Source organism: Candidatus Binatia bacterium (assembly GCA_023150935.1).
Lineage (GTDB): Bacteria > Desulfobacterota > Binatia > HRBIN30 > HRBIN30 > JAKLJW01.
Genome location: JAKLJW010000044.1, coordinates 1 through 22,410 on the forward strand (window position 1 = coordinate 1; position 22,410 = coordinate 22,410).

The 22,410-nt window shown below is 67.5% G+C and carries 23 protein-coding genes; 8 read left to right on the forward strand and 15 right to left on the reverse strand.

Translation table 11 applies throughout. The features are described from left to right. Nucleotides 1–96: 96 nt before the first annotated feature. From L6Q96_19315 to L6Q96_19375, 13 genes are all read right to left on the reverse strand, one after another. Nucleotides 97–828 carry a hypothetical protein gene (locus tag L6Q96_19315; protein MCK6556703.1) on the reverse strand — a complete coding sequence of 244 codons (732 nt, stop codon included), beginning with the start codon at nucleotides 826–828 and terminating at the stop codon, nucleotides 97–99. 132 nt (nucleotides 829–960) lie between these two features. Further along, nucleotides 961–1,878: a type II secretion system protein GspN gene (gspN, locus tag L6Q96_19320; protein MCK6556704.1), complete on the reverse strand. Its 918-nt coding sequence runs from the start codon at nucleotides 1,876–1,878 to the stop codon at nucleotides 961–963. Further along, entirely contained in the window at nucleotides 1,878–2,450 is a 573-nt protein-coding gene (gene gspM / locus L6Q96_19325; GenBank protein MCK6556705.1) for a type II secretion system protein GspM, read from the reverse strand. The genes gspN and gspM overlap by 1 nt, the downstream gene beginning before the upstream one ends. After that, nucleotides 2,447–3,952, reverse strand: a complete 1,506-nt coding sequence (pilM, locus tag L6Q96_19330; GenBank protein ID MCK6556706.1) for a pilus assembly protein PilM — start codon at nucleotides 3,950–3,952, stop codon at nucleotides 2,447–2,449. The genes gspM and pilM overlap by 4 nt, the downstream gene beginning before the upstream one ends. Before the next feature lie 6 nt (nucleotides 3,953–3,958). Further along, nucleotides 3,959–5,185, reverse strand: a complete 1,227-nt coding sequence (locus L6Q96_19335; protein ID MCK6556707.1) for a type II secretion system protein GspK — start codon at nucleotides 5,183–5,185, stop codon at nucleotides 3,959–3,961. After that, complete coding sequence (locus tag L6Q96_19340) at nucleotides 5,182–5,889, reverse strand: prepilin-type N-terminal cleavage/methylation domain-containing protein (GenBank protein ID MCK6556708.1); 708 nt, start codon at nucleotides 5,887–5,889, stop codon at nucleotides 5,182–5,184. The genes L6Q96_19335 and L6Q96_19340 overlap by 4 nt, the downstream gene beginning before the upstream one ends. A gap of 1 nt (nucleotide 5,890) precedes the next feature. Next, nucleotides 5,891–6,295 (reverse strand): prepilin-type N-terminal cleavage/methylation domain-containing protein, encoded by a 405-nt coding sequence (locus L6Q96_19345; protein ID MCK6556709.1) that lies wholly within the window; start codon nucleotides 6,293–6,295, stop codon nucleotides 5,891–5,893. Beyond that, the gene (locus L6Q96_19350) at nucleotides 6,285–6,848 is read right to left on the reverse strand and encodes a GspH/FimT family pseudopilin (protein MCK6556710.1); all 564 of its coding nucleotides are present in this window, start codon (nucleotides 6,846–6,848) and stop codon (nucleotides 6,285–6,287) included. Before L6Q96_19350 ends, L6Q96_19345 begins: the two co-directional genes overlap by 11 nt. Further along, nucleotides 6,823–7,260: a type II secretion system major pseudopilin GspG gene (gene gspG, locus L6Q96_19355; GenBank protein ID MCK6556711.1), complete on the reverse strand. Its 438-nt coding sequence runs from the start codon at nucleotides 7,258–7,260 to the stop codon at nucleotides 6,823–6,825. The genes L6Q96_19350 and gspG overlap by 26 nt, the downstream gene beginning before the upstream one ends. Nucleotides 7,261–7,293: 33 nt before the next feature. Then, complete coding sequence (gene gspF / locus L6Q96_19360) at nucleotides 7,294–8,523, reverse strand: type II secretion system inner membrane protein GspF (protein MCK6556712.1); 1,230 nt, start codon at nucleotides 8,521–8,523, stop codon at nucleotides 7,294–7,296. A 77-nt stretch (nucleotides 8,524–8,600) separates the two neighbouring features. After that, on the reverse strand, nucleotides 8,601–10,319 hold the full coding sequence (gspE, locus tag L6Q96_19365; protein MCK6556713.1) for a type II secretion system ATPase GspE: 1,719 nt from the start codon (nucleotides 10,317–10,319) through the stop codon (nucleotides 8,601–8,603). A gap of 12 nt (nucleotides 10,320–10,331) precedes the next feature. Beyond that, entirely contained in the window at nucleotides 10,332–13,319 is a 2,988-nt protein-coding gene (gspD, locus tag L6Q96_19370) for a type II secretion system secretin GspD (GenBank protein MCK6556714.1), read from the reverse strand. Nucleotides 13,320–13,340: 21 nt separating this feature from the next. Then, entirely contained in the window at nucleotides 13,341–14,261 is a 921-nt protein-coding gene (locus L6Q96_19375; GenBank protein ID MCK6556715.1) for a PDZ domain-containing protein, read from the reverse strand. A gap of 263 nt (nucleotides 14,262–14,524) precedes the next feature. On the opposite strand from L6Q96_19375, the gene L6Q96_19380 reads away from it, so the two are divergent. From L6Q96_19380 to infA, 8 genes are all read left to right on the forward strand, one after another. Then, a complete protein-coding gene (locus L6Q96_19380) occupies nucleotides 14,525–14,824 on the forward strand; it encodes an iron-sulfur cluster assembly accessory protein (GenBank protein MCK6556716.1) in 300 nt (99 codons plus the stop codon). A gap of 65 nt (nucleotides 14,825–14,889) precedes the next feature. Next, on the forward strand, nucleotides 14,890–15,561 hold the full coding sequence (locus L6Q96_19385) for a bifunctional precorrin-2 dehydrogenase/sirohydrochlorin ferrochelatase (GenBank protein ID MCK6556717.1): 672 nt from the start codon (nucleotides 14,890–14,892) through the stop codon (nucleotides 15,559–15,561). Further along, the gene (gene ccsA / locus L6Q96_19390) at nucleotides 15,558–16,376 is read left to right on the forward strand and encodes a cytochrome c biogenesis protein CcsA (protein ID MCK6556718.1); all 819 of its coding nucleotides are present in this window, start codon (nucleotides 15,558–15,560) and stop codon (nucleotides 16,374–16,376) included. The genes L6Q96_19385 and ccsA overlap by 4 nt, the downstream gene beginning before the upstream one ends. Then, on the forward strand, nucleotides 16,376–17,656 hold the full coding sequence (gene hemA, locus L6Q96_19395) for a glutamyl-tRNA reductase (GenBank protein ID MCK6556719.1): 1,281 nt from the start codon (nucleotides 16,376–16,378) through the stop codon (nucleotides 17,654–17,656). Before ccsA ends, hemA begins: the two co-directional genes overlap by 1 nt. Continuing rightward, nucleotides 17,653–18,615: a hydroxymethylbilane synthase gene (gene hemC / locus L6Q96_19400; protein ID MCK6556720.1), complete on the forward strand. Its 963-nt coding sequence runs from the start codon at nucleotides 17,653–17,655 to the stop codon at nucleotides 18,613–18,615. Before hemA ends, hemC begins: the two co-directional genes overlap by 4 nt. Continuing rightward, nucleotides 18,605–20,158 (forward strand): uroporphyrinogen-III C-methyltransferase, encoded by a 1,554-nt coding sequence (gene cobA, locus L6Q96_19405; GenBank protein ID MCK6556721.1) that lies wholly within the window; start codon nucleotides 18,605–18,607, stop codon nucleotides 20,156–20,158. The genes hemC and cobA overlap by 11 nt, the downstream gene beginning before the upstream one ends. A 22-nt stretch (nucleotides 20,159–20,180) precedes the next feature. Then, entirely contained in the window at nucleotides 20,181–21,158 is a 978-nt protein-coding gene (gene hemB / locus L6Q96_19410) for a porphobilinogen synthase (GenBank protein ID MCK6556722.1), read from the forward strand. 65 nt (nucleotides 21,159–21,223) lie between these two features. After that, complete coding sequence (gene infA / locus L6Q96_19415) at nucleotides 21,224–21,442, forward strand: translation initiation factor IF-1 (GenBank protein MCK6556723.1); 219 nt, start codon at nucleotides 21,224–21,226, stop codon at nucleotides 21,440–21,442. Nucleotides 21,443–21,486: 44 nt separating this feature from the next. Here infA and L6Q96_19420 read toward each other — a convergent pair whose 3' ends face one another. Both L6Q96_19420 and dksA read right to left on the reverse strand, forming a co-directional pair. Further along, entirely contained in the window at nucleotides 21,487–21,933 is a 447-nt protein-coding gene (locus tag L6Q96_19420) for a hypothetical protein (GenBank protein ID MCK6556724.1), read from the reverse strand. A 93-nt stretch (nucleotides 21,934–22,026) separates the two neighbouring features. Further along, nucleotides 22,027–22,392 (reverse strand): RNA polymerase-binding protein DksA, encoded by a 366-nt coding sequence (gene dksA / locus L6Q96_19425; protein MCK6556725.1) that lies wholly within the window; start codon nucleotides 22,390–22,392, stop codon nucleotides 22,027–22,029. Between the last annotated feature and the right edge of the window lie 18 nt (nucleotides 22,393–22,410).

A 22,410-nucleotide genomic window follows, 5' to 3' on the forward strand; every position in this document is an offset into this window, starting at 1 on the left:
GATTCGAGTCCCTCGATCCCGATAGCGATTCCGACCCCGACCCCGCGGAGGGGACCGCGTGTTCATCGCCTCAAGACGACCACCGGGTTATGGGCGCTACCGAGAAAGTCCGACTGGCTCCTGGCCCACCGCTTCGACGGTGCCGGCCACTTCGCCCCCGCCGACCGTCACCAGCGCGGTCGCGGTCGCTTCCGCAGCCGTCGACGGCCACAGCCCCGGGAATAGTAAGAAGCAAACTCGGACCCGATCTGCGCCGAACTCGGCCCCGGCATAGCAATATGCCTGCGGCGGAAACGGCGCGCGCAGGGCAACCGTATCGATACGTTCCTGTTCGGCCTCCATCGCCCGCTGCCCATCCTCCCAGCGTTGCCGCTGTTCGGCATCGTCCCGGACACTCGCCGGCGGCCACCCGTCGAGTCGTACGCGCCGCAGCTCTTGCAAACAGAACGTGTAACCCGCTGGCGCAGCCGCCGGTTCGGGCAGGGGCTCGACCGCCGCCGGCGCGCGATCGGGAACCGGCGGCGTCTCAACCGGCGTCTGCGCCAGCGGCGGGGCACTCGCCACCTCCGGCGGAACCGAGATCTCTGCGGCCGCGCGTAACACCGTGGGAACGGCGGTCTCGGGGATCGACGGCGCGGACGTCATGACAGGAGCCGGCGGCAGTTCAATTGCCGCCGCCAACTGTACCGCCGCCGCCTCGGCCGTCGCGGCGGCCGCCCGCCGCAGGCGCCGGGCATCTACCCACGCCATCAACGCCGGCACCGCGCAGAACACTACAAAGGCCGCCGCCACGACCGTCCACTCCAGCGGCAGGATGTTCGGCATCACCGCATAACCCTCCCTGCGGCCGTCACGCGGCCGAGCAGTCGCCTCGTCTTGCCGTTCTCATCCGGCCGGGTCTGCCTTTTCGTACCGAAGCTCGCCCCCGTCGTTGGGCTGGTGCCGTCGCGCACCGCATCCCTACCGTACCCGCGGGCGGATCAGCGTCCCGGTCACGGTGAGCGGAGCGTCCGGCTTGGACCCCGGCGGCCGGGGAATCAACGAGATCAGGGTCTTCACGGCCTCGGGCGTGGTCGCCGTTGGCAGAATGGTCGCCCGCAGGTTGAGCGCGCTGTCCTGAATCGGCTGCCGCAGCACCACCTGTCCGGAGCCCTGCACATTGGCGTCGCCGTTCGCCACCAATTCGGTCACCTCCAAACGGCCGCCGCGCAGGGCGAACTTCAACCGCACCTGCTTCAGCGCGAGGTCGGGGACGGTGAAGCCTTCCACCTTGACGCCGCTGAGCGCCGCACCGTCGATCACGATGTCGCCGCCGGCCTGCACCGCTTCGATCGAGTTGCCGCGACTTTCGAAGTCGACGTGGCCCGACAGCCGGCCCGCCACCTGCCCTTCCTGGAGCAGCGCCGTGATGGTGCGGTAACGCCCGATCTCCACCGCCTGCCAGCTCAGGTCGCCGGCAAGTGTGCCCGCGGTATAGTCGATGGTGCCCTCGGCGCGCCCCCCGTAGAGGTCCGCCTGCAGGCTGGCCGCGTACGGATTGCCGCGGAGAAGCGCGCGCAGAGACGGACGCACCCAGAAACGGCTGACTTCGAGCAGGGGTGCGCTGGCGCCGTCGGGACCGTCGATGCGAATGCCGTCGAGCTCGTAACCTCGGTGCCAGGCAAAGCGCGCGCCCGTGAACTGGATTCCGTCGCCGCCCCCGCCGACAACGTCGAGCGCGCGGCGCATGATCATATCGTGCGGGAAGGTCATGAGCAGGAACACTACGAACAGCACCGCCGTGTACGCGACGTACAGCCACACGGTACGGTTGCCGAGAGCCCCGAGCCACTCGAACGAGAGCTGAGGCATGGGCAGCGACAGTCGCGGCAGGCGCATCACGATCCCGTCGCCGGGGCGGCACCGAGCAACGACACCGTCGCCGTCAGGTCGAAGTTCCGCACGTCGTTAAGCCGCTTCTTGAGTTGCAGGCGACTGAAGCGCAGCGGGTGGTCGCCCTTCTCGATGCGGTACAGCAGGTCGACGATATGTGGCAGGCTCAATTGCGTAAGCTTGATCTCGACCTGCTGCTCCTGATAGTCGCCGCGCGCCTTGGTGGAAGGATTCATCGACTGAATATGCTCCCGCGTCACCACCTGGGAAATCGCCGTCTGCAGATGCGCGAGCATGTTGAATTCCGGGTCCTCCTCGGAGATCGCGACCTTGTTAGCGTCGAGCTCGCGCAACAGCCGCAGGTACGTGTCGCGCTGGCGCTGCACTTCGACGAGGTCTTTTTCGCGCAGAACGATGCGCCGCTCCAGCAGCTCGTACCCGCTCTGCAGCGGTTCCCACACGAAGCTGTAAAGAGATATGACCGCGACGCTGACGGCGGCCACCGCGAGCAGCAACCGCTCGCGCGGCGCCAGGCGGTTCATGTAGCCGGCGATATACGTACGCGGGTCGTAGGTCATTGCTGCCGCGGCGGTGCCGGGGCGGCCGCCGCGTCCTCCTTGTTCCCCAGGTTCAGCACGATACGGAAGTCCACCGAACCGTCGGCTGTCTGCTTGATATCCTTGACCTGGACGTCGGAAAAGGCCCTGGTGCCGACGAGCTTCTGTTTGATCTGATCCGCGGTCTCGAACGAGTCGGTGCGGGCTTTCAGGCGCACGCCGTCGACGTCCATGACGTATTCGTCGACGTCGATCCGCAAGGTCTCGGGAATCGCCGCCGCCATCGTGCGCAGAACGTCGATGGCGGTTGCCCCCGAAGGTGCAATGCCGCTCAGCACTTGCAGCTTCTTCTGCGCCGCGTCGATCTCGGCCTGTAGCTGCGCCCGCTCGTCGCGCCCGAGCTTGACGTCGGGCAGCGTCTGCTGAACCACCAACCGAATCTGCGTCTGAATCGAGGCCAGGCGACGTTCCATCTCCTGGTGCGACATGAAGAGACTGAGCAGCAGCAGCGTGACGGCAATCATGCCGAGCGACGCCGTGCGCCAGAGGGCCTGGCGCAGCTCGTCTTCGCCGCGGTGGTAGGCGAACTCGCCCTGGCGGAAGTTAAGGCCCAGACGTTCGCCCTGCTCGACCTCGCGCAATGCAAGACCGAGCGGAGTTACGAAACGGGGCACCGCGCTGCGCTGGGCGTCCGCTACCTTCCGCAGCGGGACGGCGTCGAGGCGGCGCACGTCGAGGTCGAGTCCAGCCAGACCACGCATCAGGGCCTCGAATTCCGAGCCCTCGCCCGCAACCAGGCACGGCAGGCCGTCGTCGAACGGCGCCTCGTTCAGCGCCAGCAGAGTCCAGCGAACTTCACCCACCAGGGCGGCAACCTGGTCCTCGGTGCCCGCGGCGTGGCCGTTGCCCGCCGCCGCCGCAGGCGGCCCGGCGACCAGGGTACGCACACCGACCAGCCGGCGATTTCGGAAGAGCGCCACGAGCAGTCGGCGCATACTGCCGCCGACGTAGACGTAGGTCCCGGGGAGCTCCTCGCCGACCAGCGACAGGACGTTGAGGGTAGCCAGAGGCGCGACGTCCACGACCTTCGGGTCGAGGCCCGCCGCCGCCAGCATCCCGAGGTGTTCATCGAGATCCTTGCGCTGCACAAGGGCCGCCAGCACGGTCGACCCGGCCTTGTCGCGCTGCAGCACCTGGTAATCGACGACGATCTCGTCGAGGCCGAACGGCACCTGGGTTTCAAGCTCGAAGGGCACGGTCTGATCGAGCCGCTTGCGATCCCGGAAGGGCAGGAACATGGTGCGCACCGAGACCAGATCTCCCGGCAGCGTCGACAGCACCGTGGCGCCTTCGAGGGAGTTTGCCGCGACCAGGCGGCGGAGGTGCTCGGCGAGACCGTCGCCTTCGCCGCCGACGGCCTCTTCGAAGAAACCGGCGACGCGGAAGTCGCGGAACGTCGTTTCGACGACCGCGGCCTTGAGCGTCTGCGAGTCGACCTCGAGAGCGAGGATGCGTTGCGGCATGCCGACCTACCACCGTGTCCCGGACGCGTTGGGATCCAGTGCGCTGTCGTCCGCCAGCGCCCCGTCGCTGCGCTCGGTAAACAACGCGGCTCCCCCTTCCTTTTGCCAATCTAGCTGCCTCAAAGTCCAGCGTGGCGCCGCACCTGCTCCCGTGGCCCCGGTCGAACCGCCGGGAACGCCCGGGCGTCCGGCCGCCAGCGAGCGCTGCACCAGCATCGACGCGGAGCGTCGCACCCCGCCACGACCGGTAACCGGGCTGGCATTGACGATCGCGCTCGCCCTGATGAGGAAGAACGAACTCGTGCCGTTGAGCAGCCGCGACGGATTGATCGTCACCGTTTGCCCTTGCTGACCCGACTGACCGGACTGCCCGCTGCCGGCGATCTGCCGCACCTGCTGATCGGTCAGGCCGGCTTCCTCCCGGCGGGTCATCAAGTCGTTGCGCCGATCGGGGTCCTCGACGATGACATTGAGCAGGCCGACCGGGGCGGTGTTGGCATTCACGAACTTCGCGCTCCCACGCGGGCCCATGGTCGGCAGTGCCGTTACCACCTTCCGCAACTGCTCGAGCCGGCGGGCCGGAATACCCAGAGTCGCCCCGAAATCGTCCAGCGAGGGGAAATCGACGAAGATCTGCAGGGGGTCGACCGTGGGGGTTGCGTTGGCCGCCTGCGTCGGCGCCGGCGTGGGGGTTCTACCCGACGGCGGGGTCTGCCCCGCCGCACCGGCCGGCTGAACGCTGCCGTACTGCTCGCAGGCTCGCACCCAGTAATCGTAGATCGCATCGCCAAGCTGAGCGTCGAGGGCGTCGAGCACCTCCAGCCACATGACGTATTCGCGACCCGGCGGCCGCGCGGCAATGTCCCGACATTCCGTGCGCCAGTTCGGTCGGGTGAGGTTGATGTTCAACTTGCCGGACTCGTCCACGATCCTGACCTTCAACTGCATGTTTGGCGGCAGGATGAACTGGCTGTTGATCAGATCCTCGTCGCCCCAGTCCTCGACATAGCGCGAATCGAAGGTCGATTCCTCGTCCTGCAACAGCACGGCCTCGCCGAGGTTGATACCCGAGCGGGCCAACAGCGTGGCCTGGAGGCTATTGAGCGCGTTGCGTCCCATGTGAGCGTCGACGTGGACCGAAAATGCGAACTCTAGCACCGTAATGGCGAGGATCGCCACGACCAGGAGAGTGATCACCAGGGCGATACCCCGGTCGTTGCGCAGCGGAGTCATGGTCCGGGGGTGGGCTGGAGATTGGCCAGCGGCAGGTCCACGATCGTACCGAAGTCGTGCACGCCGCCCTCTTCGTCGGCCAGGAACAGCACCAGTTCCACGGCGGCCGGCAACGTCGGCGGCGGATCGCCGGGGCGGACGTCGCGTTCCGTATCCCACGAGTCGGTCCACGACCCGGTCTCCGGATCCAGATAACGCACCCGCAGACCCGCCACGCGGTCGAGCAGATGGGCCGCGATCACCGGGGGCGGCGTCGGCACCTCGGACGCGGCGTCGTCGGTCGGGTCCGCGGCCACGAGGTCCGCGTTAGCCATTTCCTCCTGCCGGCGCAGCGCAAACAGGTTCGGCGTAGCGGGCATCGGATCGAGGGAATAGGACACCAGCGCGCGTCCGCCACGGCTCTGGTTGGCGGAGTGCTGGCGACGAACGACGGTCACGAACTGAAACGCGTCGGCGGGAACGCGCCCTTCGCCGGGCACGCCGTAGAACCACACGGCCTCGCGCGCCGGCGGCAAGGCCGCTTCGACCTCGTCGGCCATCTTCAGGATGGCTTCCCGCCCGGCAGCATACAGGTCGGCCCGGGCCTCCGAGCGGTTCTTGGCCTGCAATGTCCGCGCAACCACGCCATAGACGGTCGTCAGAATGATCGCCAGAATCGCCGTGGCGACCAGGACCTCGATCAGGGTGAATCCGCGCCGCGACACTTCACACCATCGGAGCGCGAACGAAGTAAACGAGCTGGCAGGCATTCGGCGTGCGCTCGTCCCAGATCACGCGCACGATGACCTCGCGCAGTTCGTCGAGCCCCGTGGTCAGCACTTCGCGCTCCCAGCGGTAACCGGGATAGCCCTCGAAAACACCCTGCGAATCGCCAAGACCGTCGAAGCCCCTGGTATCCACCTCCACCTGAATCTGGCTGATGAGTTCACGGGCGAGCAGCGTGGCGCGAGTGAGATTCTGGCCGCGGGCGATCATCTTGACGTTGCGCGCCTGCAGGCCGAGCAAGCCCACCAGGGCGAAGGCGATCACCGCAAGCGCCACCATGACTTCGAGCAGCGTGAACCCGCCGGCAGACGACCGGCGCGGTCCATGGCCCGGCTCAGCCGGCATACTCGACGTCCTGGTATCCCCGGTCGGCAACGAGTCGTCCGTTCATCGGGTTCAGCCACAGGGTGTACGCCTCGCGGCCGTTGCCGAGGTGGATTACCGTTGGGTCGACCGAGCCGTCCGGATAGAAAACGGTGTACACCTGCCCCTCGGCGACCTTGCCCACCAGGGTGGGCAGTACGACATCGGCAATACCGACTGGCGCCACGAGCTGGGTGCCGCGCGCCAACGATCCCATATCCCTGGCAAAGTCCATGAGATCGCCACCTTCCTGGGGCATCGCCCAATAGCGCTGCTGATCGAGGTCGTAGTTGAGGCGATACGCCGAGCCGTTGAGCACCGCCTCGCTGCGCAACAACCGGAACACGAGCATCAGGCGCCGCGCCTGCGCATCGAGTTCGGCCCGTCCCGGGTCGCGGAGTCGGGGCAGGAGCAGGGTGAGCATCACGCCGAGGATGAGGACGACCAGCGAGATCTCGAGGAGCGTGAATCCCGCCTCGCCCCGCCCGCGCTGCCGCCGCCAAAGGCGTTTAGCCCTTGTTGTCGATATCGGCATTCTTGCCTTCGCCGCCCTCCTGGCCGTCGGCGCCGTACGACTTGATGACGAAATCGGACCCGTCGCTGAAGTACGCATACGGGTTGCCCCACGGATCGAGAGGCACCTTGTCGAGGTAGCCGTCGGGGCTGAAGTTGCGCGCATTGGCCGGTTTGGTCACCAGGCCGTTGAGCCCGTCGCCGCTCGACGGGTAGAAGCCGTTGTCCAGTTTGAACAGGTGCAACGCCTCCTCCATGCCCTTGATGTCGGCCGCCGCCTTGGTGCGCCGCGCCTCGTCGGTGCGCCCGATGATCTTCGGCGCCACCAGCGTAACGAGCAGGCCCAGAATAAAGACGACGACCATGATCTCGATGAGCGTGAAACCCCCGCTTCCTCGCAAACGCCACATGGGCAAACCCTCCAATTCATTCATCTTTTTCATAAGTAACAGGTGGCTCCCGGGGGTTCAACGAACGAGCTGGTTGAGCTCGAAAATCGGCAGCAAGATGGCCAGCACGATGAACAACACGACCGCCCCGCCGATGAGGATCATCATCGGCTCGAAGATGCTGGTAAAGGCGGCAATCGACGACGAAACCTCGTTGTCGTAGGCATCGGCGGCCTTGGCCAGCATCTGCTCCAGTTCGCCACTCTTCTCGCCGACCGCGATCATATGAATCAGCATGGCGGGAAAGAGGCCGCTCTTCTTCAGCGGCGGGGCGATGCTCTGCCCTTCGCGAATGCTGGCCCGCGCATCTTCGATGGCGGCGGCCAGCACCGTATTGCTGACGACGTTCTTGACGATATCGAGCGATTGCAGCAGCGCGATGCCGCTGCTCAGCAGGGTCGACAGGGTGCGAGAGAAGCGCGCCAGCGCGACCTTCTTGATCACCTTGCCGGCGTATGGGAGCCGCAGCACGTAGCGGTCGTAACGCAGGCGTCCGGCCGGGGTGCGGGTGCTCACCCGCACGGCGATCACGGCCATGACCAGGGTGCCCACGACCAGCCACCAGTAATCCTGCAGGAAGCCGCTGACGGCGAGCAGGATGGTCGTCATCACCGGCAGCGCCGCCTGATTCTCGCTGAAAATCTTGGTGACCTTGGGCACCACGTAAGACAGCAGGAAGAAGAGGATGCCGGTGCTCACCACCGCCATGAGCACGGGATAGGTCAGCGCCGAGCGCACCTTGTCGCGCAGCGCGGCGTAGCTCTCGGTGTAGTCGGCGAGCCGCAACAGGACGACGTCGAGAGCGCCGCTGGCTTCGCCGGCGCGCACCATGTTCACGTACAGGTCGGTGAAGATACGCGGGTGCGCCTTGAGCGCGTCGGCAAGCGACATGCCCTCGGTAACCTGCTCGCGCACCTGCGAGAGGATGCGCTTGGTGCGGGCGTTCTCGACCTGATCGATCAGCGCCGACAGGCAGTCGACCAGCGGCAGCCCGGCACCCACCAGCGTCGCGAGCTGGCGGGTCAGCAGGGCGAGGTCCTGCGGCGTGATGCGTTCGAAGAGCTGTCCGAGCGTGAATCCCGCCGCCGCCACGCCCTTCTGGGCCTCGCGCTCCTGTTCGACGACGTCAGTGGGAAAAATGCCGTCGCGACGCAGCTTGAACCGGGCGCCCTTCGGGTTGTCGGCATCGACGATACCCGACACGGCACGACCGGAGTTGTTGAGACCTTTGTAAGCGTAAACCGGCATACGATCGCGTCCCTATGGACGCCCGGAGGGGTCGCCGGATTCGATCCCCGGTCCACCGTCCCCCGCCAGATGCGTTCTCAGAACAGATCCTCCTGGGTCACCCGCAGGATCTCCTCGATCGTCGTGATCCCGGCCAGCACCTTCTCCGCGCCGTCTTCGCGCAGGGTGTTCATGCCTCGCGCCGTCGCGGCTCGACGGATGCTCGCCGCATCGGAGTTCTTCATCACCAGGCCGCGGATCTCGTCGTCGACCACCAGCAGCTCGTGAATGCCGCTGCGGCCGCGATAGCCGGTCTTCTTGCACTGCGGGCAACCGGGTCCCGGCCTGAATATCTCGCGCCCGGCGGCGCGTTGCGGTGTCAGGCCCACCTCTTCGAGCTCCTCGCGGGTCGGCCGGTAGGCCTCTCTGCAAGCCGAGCACACCCGCCGCACGAGGCGCTGGGCCATCACGGCAATCACCGACGACGAGACCAGAAACGGCTCGATGCCCATATCGAGCAACCGGGTCATGGCCCCGAAGGAGTCGTTGGTGTGCAAGGTCGAAAACACGAGGTGTCCGGTGAGCGCCGCCTGAATGGCAATCTCGGCGGTTTCGGTATCGCGGATCTCGCCGACCATGATGACGTCCGGGTCCTGGCGCAGAATCGAGCGCAAGCCGCTGGCGAAGGTCAGATCGATCTTCGGGTTCACCTGGATCTGACCTATACCGTGGAGCTGATACTCGATCGGGTCCTCGATGGTGATGATGTTCTTGTCGCTGGTGTTGATCTTCGCCAGGCAGGCGTACAGGGTCGTCGTCTTACCGCTGCCGGTCGGACCCGTGACCAGGACGATGCCGTGGCTCTGGCGGATGAGACGGGACACCGCCTCGTGTTTCGCACCCTGCAGGCCGAGTTCCTCGAGGTGCAAGACGGTCGAGGTCTTGTCCAGCAAACGCATCACCACACGTTCGCCGTATGCCGTCGGAACCACGGAAACGCGGATATCGACGTCCTTGCCGGCCAGGCGGATACGGATGCGGCCGTCCTGGGGCAGCCGTTTCTCGGCAATGTTGAGGCCGGCCATGATCTTGACGCGCGAGATGATGACGGGCTGAAAGCGTTTCGGCGGGGAGAGGATATCGTAGAGCACGCCGTCGATGCGGAATCGGACGGTCAGATCGCGCTCGAACGGCTCGATGTGAATATCGCTGGCGCGGTCCTTGACCGCCTGAAACAGCAGCGAGTTGACGAGACGGATGATCGGCGCCTCATCGTCGGATTCGAGCAAGTCGCGCGGCTCTTCGAGGTCGGTGGCCACCAGATCGAGCCGTTCCTGGTCGAGCCCGTCCATGAGTTCGTGGGCCGAACCCGAGGCCAGGTCGTAAATGCGGTTGATCGCGTCGGTGATCACAGGCGCCGGCGCGACAACGACGCGGATAGGCCGCCGCAACAGCAGGCGGACATCGTCGAGGGCACCGATGCTGGCCGGGTCGGCGGTGGCGACCACCACGGCGTCGTCGTCGGCGGTGGTGACCGGAAGGAGCAGATAACGTTTGGCGAAATTGATCGGCAGGTTGCGAATCAATTCGAGCGCGGGACCGTCGTCGGACAGCGGCAGGGTGTCGACGTAGGGCAGACCGAAGTGGGTGGCCAGGGCGCGCGCCCACGTCCCCGCATCCACCGCACCCATCTCCTGCAAGACGTCGCCAAGACCCTTGCCGTCGCGCAGACGCTCACGCGCCTTCTCCAGCGTTTCCGCTGAGATGGCGCCCTGCTCGACGAGAAAGGATTCGAGAGATGCGGCGGCGACGGCCATGCGGCCTCGACTTCAGTTCAGCGGCGCCCAGTTCGCCGCGTTGACGGCGTCCGGTTCGGTGGGCTCACGCCAGTGAAGGTATATGGGTGGATTGACGCTCACCTGCAATCCTTCGGGGTACGCCTGGAATGCGTCCTGTGGATTGGGGAACTCCTCGAGCACCTTCAATGTAGCAGTGTAGTCCGCGCTGGCAAAGCGATAGCTGCCGCCCTTCACGAACAAACGATCCAACGGCCCGCCCAGGGGCACGGCCAGTGGCAGCAGCCCATTGTCGGACCGCAAGCTACGCGGCGGCATGCCGGTTTCCCAGATAGTGGCGACGAGCACGTAGCGGTTGCCGGCCGTCGCGCCGCGGGGCGCGGCGGCGCCCGAGACCGGAGGCGGATAGGCACCGTCGGTCCGCACCGGCGGCGCGGCATACTCCTCGGGGGCCGGCGCCGCCGCTCCCGACGGTGGCGGCGCGTACGGGCGGCTCACCCGGGGTGCCGGCGCCGGCTCCGCCGGGGGTTCGATCGATGGCCGCAGCTCCCACGACGGCGCGTACAGCGGCGGCCACGGCGGCGGCCGCCAGCCACCCTCGTCGAGCGCGTCGAACACCTTGCGTTGCCGTTCGTCGACCGACAGCTCGGTCTGATCCCTCTCGCTGCGAATGATGTGGGGCGTCAGGAAGATGAGCAGGTTGGTCTTGCGGTTTTGCACCCGATTGAAGCGGAAGAAGTTGCCGATGACCGGAATGTCGCCCAGAAACGGCACCTTCGTCTGCGAACGCACCGCGTTGTCGAACAGCAGGCCACCGATGACGACGGTCTGCCCGTCTTTCGCCACCACGGTGGTGGTCGCCGACCGGATCGTCGTTGTCGGGCCGAGTGCCGGATCGTTGCTGATGACGTCCGATACCTCCTCGAAGACATCGAGGCGAACCGAACCGCCCTCAGAGATCTGGGGAACGATCCGCAGCGTAATGCCGACGTCACGTCGTTCGATGGTGGTGAACGTGTTGCCAAGGTTGACGTCGCTCGTCGACCGGCTGGCCACGAACGGCACGTTCTGACCGGCGACGACTTCCGCTTCCTGGTTGTCGGTGGTTAGGACGGTCGGCGCGGACAGAATGTTGGCGTCGGCATCGCGTTCGAGGGCAACCAACAGCGCCTGCTGCGCGGGGACGGTGATTCCGTTGATGGTGATCGTCTGTTTGCTGACCGCGGCGAGAATGATCCCCTGCAAGCTCGCCGGGTTGGTGATGGCATTGATGTTACCCGCCAAGTTGGTACGGCCGATGCCCACGCCGGTGCCCAGGTCGACGGCGCCCTGCAGTTCGATGCCGAGCTCGCGCGTCTTCTCCAGGGATATCTCGGCAATGATGGCCTCGATGTACACCTGGCGCCGGCGCACGTCGAGCTTCTGGATCACATCCTTGATGGTCTCGAAATCCTGCGGCGAGGCATTGATGATCAGCGCGTTCGTCGCCGGGTCGGCGGTGATGCGGACCTGACCCTCGAACTCCTGTCCCTGCGCGCCTACCGACCCGCCCCCGACGCCGCCGACACCGCCGCCGCCCAGACCGGATCGCCGTCCGCCCAGCGTCCCCTGACCGAACCCGCCCGTTCCAAAGCCGCCGCCTCCGAAACCGCCGCCAAAGCCGGTCTGACCGAAGCCGCCGGTCCCGAAGCCGCCGCTCCCCCCAAAACCGCCGGTGCCGCCGAACCCGCCGCGCGAACTGCCGCCGAAGCCGCCGCCACCGCCGCGGCTCCCACCAAAGCCTCCGCTGCGCAAGCCGCCGACGCCACCGAGTCCGCCAATGCCACCGATGCCGCCGAATCCACCGCCACCGGACCCGCTCAGCAGACTGTTCAGGACGTACACCATCTCGAGCGCGTTGGCATACTTGAGGTAGTAGACGTGAATGCGTCCGGTGCCGAGCGGCAGCGGGACGTCGAGGCGGCCGATCAGGTCCTTTATCCGTCGCATCTCGGGCGGACCGGCCAGCAGGATCAACGAGTTGGTGCGTTCGTCCGGAATGATCTTGAAGGCCTTCTCCGGCGTGGTTCCGCCGGTGACCGATCCGCCGCCCCCGGTCGCACCCACGGCCGGTGCACGGGATGCGGCACCGCGCCGAATGCGCGCGTCGGGAGCCGCCCCGGGTTGCGTGGCCGGTGCGCCGGGAGCCCCCGTACCACCGCCCGACGGCCCCTCCAGCACCTGCTGCAGCAGGGCGGCGATGTCGGCGGCAAACGCGTAGTTAAGGCGCACGACCTCGATCCCCTGCTCGAAGCCCTCGACGTCGAGTTGGCGCAGGATCCGAGCGAGACGATCGGTCTGCGCCGCCGTATCGATGACGATGAGCGTGTTCGTCGGCGCGTAGGCCGCCAGCAGCCCGTCGGGGGAGACCAGCGGCTGAAGGATCTGCACCATGTTGTTGGCATCGACATACTTGAGCGGGCCGATCAGTCGAGTGATGTACTGATCGATCGGGCTCGGGGAATCGTCGGGCAGTACCGTGTCCAGCGTTGACGTGCGCGCTTCCTTCGTCGGCACGATCTTGATGATGGCGCCGCTCGGAACGGTCGTGAAGCCCTTCACCTGCAATACCGACTGAAAGACGAGATAGGCCTCGTCGACCGAGATCTTGCCCGGTGAGATGATGGTAATCTTGCCGCGCACCTTCTCGTCGACGATGAAGTTCTTACCGGTGATCTCGCTGATGAACTTGACCAGGACTTGCAGGTCCACGTCCTGGAAGTCCATGGTGATCTTCTGGTCGTCGCTGCCCGGCGGCGGCGGGACAGCCTCGGCGCCGGCTTCGGCCGGAGCCGGCGGCGCTGTCGGCGGGGGCGGCGCTTGCGGAGGCGGTTGTGGCGGCCGCGCCGGCTGACCCGGCTGACCCGGTCGCGCCGGCTGTACCGGCGGCGCCGGTTGTGCGAGTGCGGCGCCGGTCACCGCCGCCACCAGCCCCAACGCCACCCCACACCGTACCAGACGGCGGACTCGCTCTCGCCCCATACCTGCCCTCTGCGCCTGCGCTCACCTGATCTGATAGTTCAGGGTCTTGTTTTCTTTGTTGCGCATGACCTCAACGTTGAGCTCACGCTGATTGCGTAACTCGCCGAGCATCGCCAGTGCCCGACTGGGGTCGTTAATGGCATTGCCGTTGATGCTGCGCAGTATGTCGCCGTTCTTCAAACCGATCTTGTCGAACAGACTCCCCTGACGAATGGCGAAGAGGCGGAATCCGGTAGCCGACCCCCCTTCGAAGTGCGGCACCGCACGGATCTGCGTGAACAGTTGATTCATGTTGTCGAGGGCCGAGTCGACCTCCGATTTGTCGACCGCGTACGAAAGCTCGCCGAGCTGTTCGATGTGCGGGTCCTTGCTCCCGGACCCGCTGTCGGGCGCGGTTCCCGCCGACCCGGGCATACCGCCGGCCGACCGGACGGCCGCCACGGCCGTCCCGCCCGGTCCTGCCGGACCACTGGTGGCCTGCGCCAGCTCGAGAATCTCGTCGCGGCCGTCGCGATCCAGGATCACCCGATCCCACTCGACCTTCTTGACCCGCGCCACACCGGCAACCACAGTGTTGACCCGGAACAGCTCCTGTTTCCGAGTGTTCAGATCTTCGATGACGCAATACGAACCGTCGTTGTCAGGGTGGACCACCACCCCCCACAGCTTGAGCTTCAGCTCGGTCGGCTTGGGCGGCTCTTTCGGTTTCTCGGGCTCGGGCTTGGCGGAGTTGAACACGTCCCGGGTGGAGATCGAAGCGTAGTGCGTTGCCGGGCGCCGACTCTCCCGCTCGATCGGCGGTGGTGGCGCACTGAGTCGCAGGTCGGGCGGCGGCATCAAACGAGCAGCGATTGCAGTGCTGACGGTCGAGGCAGCCCCGTAGGCCACCAGTGCCAGCAAGGCGAAGTTAGCCCACACGAGGTGTCGTGGCTGGATTCTCATTCGTAGTCGGGCCTTCTATAGGCTGATCGAGTCGCGCATTTCAAGGCGAACGCGGCGCGGCGGCCCGCCGCCTTGACTCCGCCGGACCACCTCAGTACGGTTATCAGAGACGCGCGATCCGGCCGAAACTTCAAGCGAAATCCGCACCGCTCGCGCGTTTCGCGCCGGCACAGGAGGAGTTCATGCACGAGCACGTCGCCAGTACGGCCCCGGCGAGCCCAGACACCGCACCGATGGTGGCGCTCACGGAAACCGCCGCCGAGATGGCCCGCGCCGCCATGGAACGTGAGGGCGCCACGGCCGCCGCCCTGCGCGTCGGCGTCGTCGGTGGCGGCTGTTCGGGGATGCAGTACACCCTCGGCTTCGACACCGCCGTGCGCCCGGACGACACCGTCGTCGAACAACACGGGATTCGCATGGTGATCGACGCCGCCAGCGCACCGTACCTGCGGGGAATTCTGATCGATTACGTCAAGGGGCTGCACGGCGCCGGGTTCAAATTCGTCAACCCCAACGCCACCCGCACCTGCGGCTGCGGTTCTTCGTTCGCCGCGGAAGGGTGACGTTATCCGGCGCGGTGCCGGGCGCTTCGTGCCGCCAACGACCGGGCGGCCCGCACGCAGGCGTCATGGACTACTACCCCATCTATCTGCGTCTCGACGCGCGACCGTGTCTCGTTGTCGGGGGCGGTGAGGTGGCGGCTCGGAAGGTCCACTCGCTGCTGGCGGCCGGTGCCGCGGTCACGGTCGTCGCGCCGCGCCTTTGCGCCGAACTCCAGGCCCTGAGCGAGGCGGGCACCATCGCCTGCGTGGCGCGGACATTTTCCCCCGGCGACACCGCCGGCTGCGCTCTCGTGTACGCCGCCACGGCCGACACCGAGGTGAACCGGGCCGTCTTTGCCGCCGCGGAAGCGGCGGGCGTGTTGGTCAACGTCGTCGACCAACCGCACCTCTGTCGTTTCGTTGCCCCAGCGGTCGTCAGCCGCGGCGCGCTCACGGTCGCCATCTCGACCGGGGGGGCCAGCCCGGCCATGGCGGGCCGGCTGCGCCGAGAGCTGGAAGCGACCATCGGACCGGAGTACGCGATTGCGTTGCGAGTCCTCGGCCGGCTGCGCTCCGTGCTGCGCATCCGGCCCATGCAGCCCGGCGACCGGCAACGCATCCTGCGCACCCTGGCGGACTCGGCCCTGCTCGACCTCGTACGCGCAGGCGATGCCGCCGGCATCGACCGCTTGCTCGCCGACACCGTCGGCAGCCATTGCTCGCTGGCGACGCTCGGCGTCAGTCTCGACACCGCATGAGCCATCCCCTGCTCGGCAGCGCCCTCGCGCTCTACCTCATCGGCACGGTGGCGTTTCTTGTTTACGTAACGCAACTCCGGCCGTCGTTTCGCCGCCTCGCCCACGGTGCCCTCGTCGCGGGCTTCGCGGCCCACGCCGGAGCGCTCGCCGTGCGCGCTGCGCATCTCGGTTACGACGCCATCGCGCCGTTCCAGGAGGGCCTATCGTTCGTCGGCTGCCTGATGGTGGGTCTTTACCTGGCCCTTGCCGCACGCAGGCCGCTCACCATCGTCGGGGCTCTCGTCACGCCCCTGGCCTTCCTCTTCGCACTCTCCGCTTACCTGTTCGAGTCGGGCGCGCAGCCGCCCGCCCCGACGTTGCAGAGCCTTTGGCTGCCGGCGCACGTCGTACCGGCCTTTGCCGGCTACGCCGTCTTCGCCCTCGCCTTCTGCTTGAGTCTCGCCTACCTGCTCCAGGAACGGCAGCTCAAAGGTAAGCGGCGCAACGGGTGGTTCCGTCACCTGCCGTCGCTGGAAACTCTGGACAACCTCAACTTCCGCTTCGTGAGCTGGGGCTTCGGACTCCTGACCATAGGCCTCATCACGGGTTCCCTGCTTGCCAGGGAGAAGTGGGGCGAGTTGTGGTCATGGGAGCCGGTGCAGGTCTGGTCGCTGATCACCTGGTTCCTCTACGCCATTCTCCTGCACGCGCGCACCGTCGGCTGGCGCGGGCGCAAGGCCGCGCGGCTGACGGTGGTCGGCTTCGTCTTCCTGGTGGCGTCGTTCCTGAGCGTCAACCTCCTCACCCCCGGCAAACACGGAGGCACGTTCGGCTGATGCAGCGCGAAGTGCTCATCGTCGGCGTCAACCATCACTCGGCCGAGGTCGGCGTCCGCGAGCAACTCGCCTTCCGCAACGGGGCGCTCGACGAGGCACTGCGCCGCCTGGTGACTCTGCCGGAAATCGACGAGGGCGCGATCCTGACGACCTGCAACCGCGTCGAGGTGGTGGCCGCGACCGCCGACGGCGACCACGCCGTCGACACGATCACCGGCTTCCTGGCCGAACGCGAACGCATGCAGCGAGATACCCTGATCGAGCATCTGTCGGTGTATCGAGGCCGCGAAGGCATTCGCCACCTATTCCGCGTCGCCGCCAGTCTCGACTCGATGATTGTCGGCGAGCCGCAGATCCTCGGGCAACTGAAAGAGCTTTACGACCGGGCCGCCAAACTCGGCGCGACGGGCACCATACTCCACCGTTGCTTTCATCGTTCTTTCAAGGTGGCCAAACGGGTACGCACCGAGACGGGCGTGGCGACCGGCGCGGTTTCGGTGAGCACGGCCGCGGTCGAGCTGGCGCACAAGATCTTCGACCGTCTCGAAGACAAGACCGCCATGCTCATCGGCGCGGGCACCATGGGCGCCCTGGCCGCCCGGCACCTGCTATCCCACGGCGTTCGCAACCTCATCGTCGCCAACCGCACCTTCGACCGCGCCGTGGCCCTGGCTCGGGAGCTGCACGGAACGCCGGTCGCCTTCGAGCACCTGAACGCGTACCTGCATCTGGCGGACGTGGTCATCGGCTCGACTGCCGCCGAGCAACCGGTGCTCACCCCGGACCTCGTGCAGCAGGTCCTGCGCCAGCGCAAGTACCGGCCGATGTTCCTGATCGACATGAGCGTCCCGCGCAACTTCGATCCGCTGATCAACGAAATCGACAACGTCTACGTGTACGACATCGACGACCTCGGCGGCGTCGCCGCAACACACCGGGAGGACCGCGGCCGCGAGGCCGAGCGAGCCGCCCTCATCATCGAAGAGGAGGTCGACGGCTTCTGCCGCTGGCTCGCCAGCCTTGCCGCCGTGCCGACCATCGTCGCCCTGCGCGAGAAGGTGGAAAGCATCCGCAAAGGGGAGCTCGAAAAGACCCTCGGCGCTCTGCCCGAACTGCCACCCGAAACGCGCGCTTCGGTCGATGCCATGACCAGCGCCATCGTCAACAAGATCCTACACGCCCCATTGACGCGGCTGAAGGACCACGACCGCCGGCGGGAAGCGCAGTACCTCGACGCCGCGCGACACCTGTTCGGCATCGAGGAGCCAGACGAGCCGTGAGTGGCCCCGTTCGTATCGGCACTCGCGGCAGTGCGCTCGCTCTCGCCCAGGCGACGTGGCTGCGCGACGCCCTCGCCGAAAGACGTCCTGACCGTGGCGCCGCTCTCGTCGTCATCAAGACCTCCGGCGACCGTTTCGTCGACCGTCCTCTCGGCGACATCGGCGGCAAGGGCCTCTTCGTCAAGGAAATCGACGAAGCCCTGTCGGCCGGCACCGTCGATTGCGCCGTGCACTCCATGAAGGATCTGCCCGCGTCGCTGGCCCCCGGTCTGCACCTCGCCGCCGTCCCCCGGCGGGTCGATGCCCGCGATCTCCTGCTCACTCGTCACGGCGGGCCACTCGCGGCGCTTCCGCCCGGAGCACGCATCGGCACCAGCAGCTTACGGCGGGCCGCCCTGCTGCTTCACCTGCGCCCCGACATCGCCATCGTCCCGCTGCGCGGCAACGTCGACACGCGGTTGCGCAAGCTGGCGGCCGGCGAGTTCGACGCGATCGTACTCGCCGCCGCCGGCCTGCACCGCCTCGGCCTCACACCGCCCGCGGCCACCCCGCTCGACCCGACGGTGTTCGTCCCCGCGGTCGGTCAGGGCGCCCTCGCCCTCGAAACCCGGGACGACGGCAGCGCGGACCTGCTCGCCTGGCTGGACGATCCGATGACGCGCGTCGCCGTGAGCGCCGAACGGGCGTTCATGGCCACCGTCGGAGGTTCGTGCCACACACCCCTGGCCGCGCACGCCACCGTGCGCGCCGGCGATCTTCATCTGCAAGCGTTCGTCGCCAGCCCGGACGGCAGCCGCCTGCTACGTGGCGAACGCGCCGGGCCTCTGGCCCGGGCAACGCCGCTCGGACACGAACTCGCCAACGACCTGCTCGACCGCGGTGCCGCCGACATCCTGCGCCTCACCCGGCCGTCACCTGCCGCCGCGGCGGCAGAGGACCCCTCCACCGATGGCCGGTAAGGTCTTCCTCGTCGGCGCCGGACCGGGCGACCCGGGGCTGATCACACTCAAGGGCCAGCGCTGCCTGCTGGCCGCCGATGTCGTCGTCTACGACTACCTCGCCAACCCCCGCCTCCTCGACGACACCCGCCCCGAGGCCGAACGCATCCTCGCCGGGAAGCACGGCGGCGGGCCCCGCGTGGAGCAGGAGGTCATCAACGCCCTGCTCGTGGATCGTGCCCGGCGCGGCCTCGTCGTGGTTCGCCTCAAGGGCGGAGACCCGTTCATCTTCGGGCGCGGCGGCGAAGAGGCGGAGGCCATGCAGGCAGCCGGTATCGACTTCGAGATCGTGCCCGGGGTGTCGTCGGCCATTGCCGTACCCGCGTACGCGGGCATTCCTCTCACGCACCGCGATCTCGCCTCGCGCGTCGTCTTCACCGCCGGATATGCCGAAGCCGGAACGCCGTCCGATCTCGCCCCCGGCGGCGAGATCGCCGGGCCGCGCACCACTCTGGTCTTGCTGATGACCCAGCGGCAACTCGCCTCCAACATGAACCGCCTGATCGCCGCCGGAGTGCCGGCAGCGACCCCGGCCGCGGTCGTCGAATGGGGCACGTGGGCGGACCAGCAAACCGTCATGGGCACGGTGGGTGACCTTGCCGAACGCGCCGCGGCCGCCGGTCTGCAGCCGCCGGCCTTGGCCGTGGTCGGCGACGTCGTGCGGCTGCGCGCCCGGCTAAACTGGTTCGAGAGCAAGCCGCTGTTCGGCCGGCGCATCGTTGTCACGCGGCCACGCCGGCAGCTCGGGCCGTTCGCCGACGCGCTCGAGGCGGCGGGCGCGGAGGTCGTCCCGTTCCCGACGATCGAGACCGTCCCGCCCGACTCATACGAACGGCTCGACGACGCGCTGCGCCGGCCGGCGCAGTTCGACTGGGTCGTCTTCACCAGCGTCAACGGTGTCCACGCTTTCGTCGCGCGGCTGCGCACTCTGGGGGGCGACATCCGCGCCTGGCACCGGGCGCGCATCGCCGCCATCGGTCCGCCGACGGCCCAGGCCCTGTCTGAACTCGGGCTGCAGGTTGCCCTGGTCCCGGACGAGTATCGTGCCGAGGCCGTGGTGGCGGCACTGCACGAGGCGGGGGTCGGCGGGGCGCGGGTGCTGCTGCCACGGGCCGCGCAAGCGCGCGACGTGTTGCCCCGGGAGCTGGAACGCCTCGGCGCCAGCGTCGAGGACATCGCCGCCTATCGGACCGTGCGCCCGGCGGCGGCTACAACCGAGGCGGCGCGCAGCCTGTTCGCCCGGCGGCGGGTCGACCTCATCACCTTCACCAGCTCGAGTACCGTGCACAACTTCGTCGCCGCCGTCGGCACAGACTGCGCCGCGCTGCTGGCCGAGACCGCCGTCGGTTGTATCGGCCCGATCACCGCCGATACGGCCCGTAGCTACGGCCTCGCCGTCGCCGTGCAACCGGCTGCCTACACCATCCCCGCTTTCGCCGACGCGATCGTCGCGCACTTCCGCACCGCGCCCCGCCGCCCGCGTCAGACGGCGACAGGTGGATAAACCAGAACCCCGAGGAGAGCCCATGGGATTCCCCGAACTGCGCTTGCGCCGCCTGCGCAAGACCGACGCCATGAGGCGTCTCGTCCGCGAAACCAGACTGAGCGTCGACCAACTGGTCCTACCGCTCTTTGCCGTACCCGGCCACGGCGTGCGGCAGGAGGTCCCGAGCATGCCCGGGGTCGAGCAGCTCTCTGTGGACTGCGTCGTCGAGGAATGTCGCGCGGTAGCCGATCTCGGCATTCCGGCGGTCATCCTCTTCGGCATCCCCGAGCGCAAGGACGCCACCGGCTCGCACGCCTACCGCGACGACGGCGTGGTACAGCGGGCCATTGCGGGCATCAAGAGCGCCACGCCGGACCTGCTCGTTATCACCGACGTGTGTCTGTGCGAGTACACCGACCACGGCCATTGCGGCGTCGTCGCCGGCGGCGAGGTCGACAACGACGCGACCCTCGACTTACTCGCCAGGGAGGCGTTGTCGCACGCCCGCGCCGGGGCCGACATGGTGGCGCCTTCCGACATGATGGACGGGCGCGTGGCGGCGATTCGCGAACGGCTGGACGAGGAGGGCTTCGAGCACCTGCCGATTCTCGCCTACGCGGCCAAGTTCGCCTCGGCTTTCTACGGTCCGTTCCGCGACGCCGCCCAGTCGGCACCGCAGTTCGGCGACCGCCGCGCGTATCAAATGGATCCGCCCAACGCGCTGGAGGCGCTGCGTGAGGTCGCGCTGGACATTGAAGAAGGCGCGGACATCGTGATGGTGAAGCCGGCGCTCGCCTACCTCGACATCGTCTGGCGCGTAAAGGCCGAGTTCGGCTATCCGGTGGCGGCGTACAGCGTTAGCGGCGAGTACGCGATGATTCGCGCCGCGGCTGCCAACGGATGGGTGGACGAGGACCGCATCGTGCTGGAGACCCTGACGGCGATTCGGCGCGCCGGCGCCGACATTATACTCACCTATTTCGCCAAGACCGCCGCCCGCCTGCTGCACGGCGCATGAGAGCGGGCTTGGCACTCGTGCACCCCGGTGCTATGCACGCGCGATGATCCAATGGAGGTGGCGGCGTGAGCCGTGAAGACCTGATTCAAATCGAAGGCACCGTAAAAGAGGTCATGGCGGGCGGGCAGTTCCGCGTCGAGTCGGACAAGGGACAGCAATTCTTCGCCAAGATCAGCGGGCGGATGCGGCGCTTTCACATCAAGGTAATTCCCGGCGACCGTGTCACCGTGGCCGTTTCCCCGTACGATCCGACGCACGGGTTGATCGTCTATCGGAGTTCCTGAACCGCCGCGGTTCCCGAACCTCGCCCGGTATCGGCGCCGCGGATTCAGCGCTTGCGAGCGCCCTTGGCCCGGCCGCGGGCGGTGGCGGCGCCGGTCGCACGTTTCGCCGTCGTGGCCCGCTTGGCCGCCGGCTTGGCGTTCCTTTTGGGGGTCGGTTTGGCGCCCCGTTTGGCCGCCGGTTTGGCGCCCCGCTTGGCCGCCGCCGGCTTCTCCACGCGCGCCCCGCTCGCCCTCTGCGGCTTGCGCCCACGTTCCACCCGGGCCACCCGCCGCAGATGGCGGTACTTCACCTTGCTGCTGAGCTGACCGAAAAGCATGTTGAGACGGTCGCCGTCATGGCGGCGCAACGCCTCTTCGATGCGTTGGCGGTGGTCGTCGAGGTACGTGATCTCGAACTCGCGCGTCTGAATGTGGACGCGCTCGGGCACGGTCCCCTGGGTCTGAACGACCCGGACGATTTCCCGCAGGATTGGCAGATCTGCCTGGGCCACCAGCGCTCCCCCACCTCCTCCCCGTCGCCCCTCTTCTGGCAAAAATCCGCGGGCAGGTCCAGCGGATTTTGCGCGGCCGCGCCGGCCCGTGGGTCAGGATCGGTTCGACCGGCGCTCTTCGGCCTCCTGCGCCGCCTTGCACTGGATGCACAGCGTCGTGACCGGGCGGGCGTTCAGCCGCTCGACACCGATCTCCTCGCCGCAGCTCTCGCAGACCCCGTAGCTGCCGTCGCCGATCCGCTCGAGCGCTTCGTCGATCTTCGACAGCAGCTTACGCTCGCGGTCGCGAATGCGCAGGAGGGCGTTGCGATTCGACTCCAGGGTGGCGCGATCCGAGGGATCCGGGAAGCTTTCGCGGGCATCGGTCATTCCGCCCACTGTCCGACCGGCTTCGTCGAGGATCTCCTGACGCCGGGTCTTCAAGAGCTCCTCGAACCGCTCCAATTGCCTCCGGTTCACGGGTGCGTGGCCCTCCCT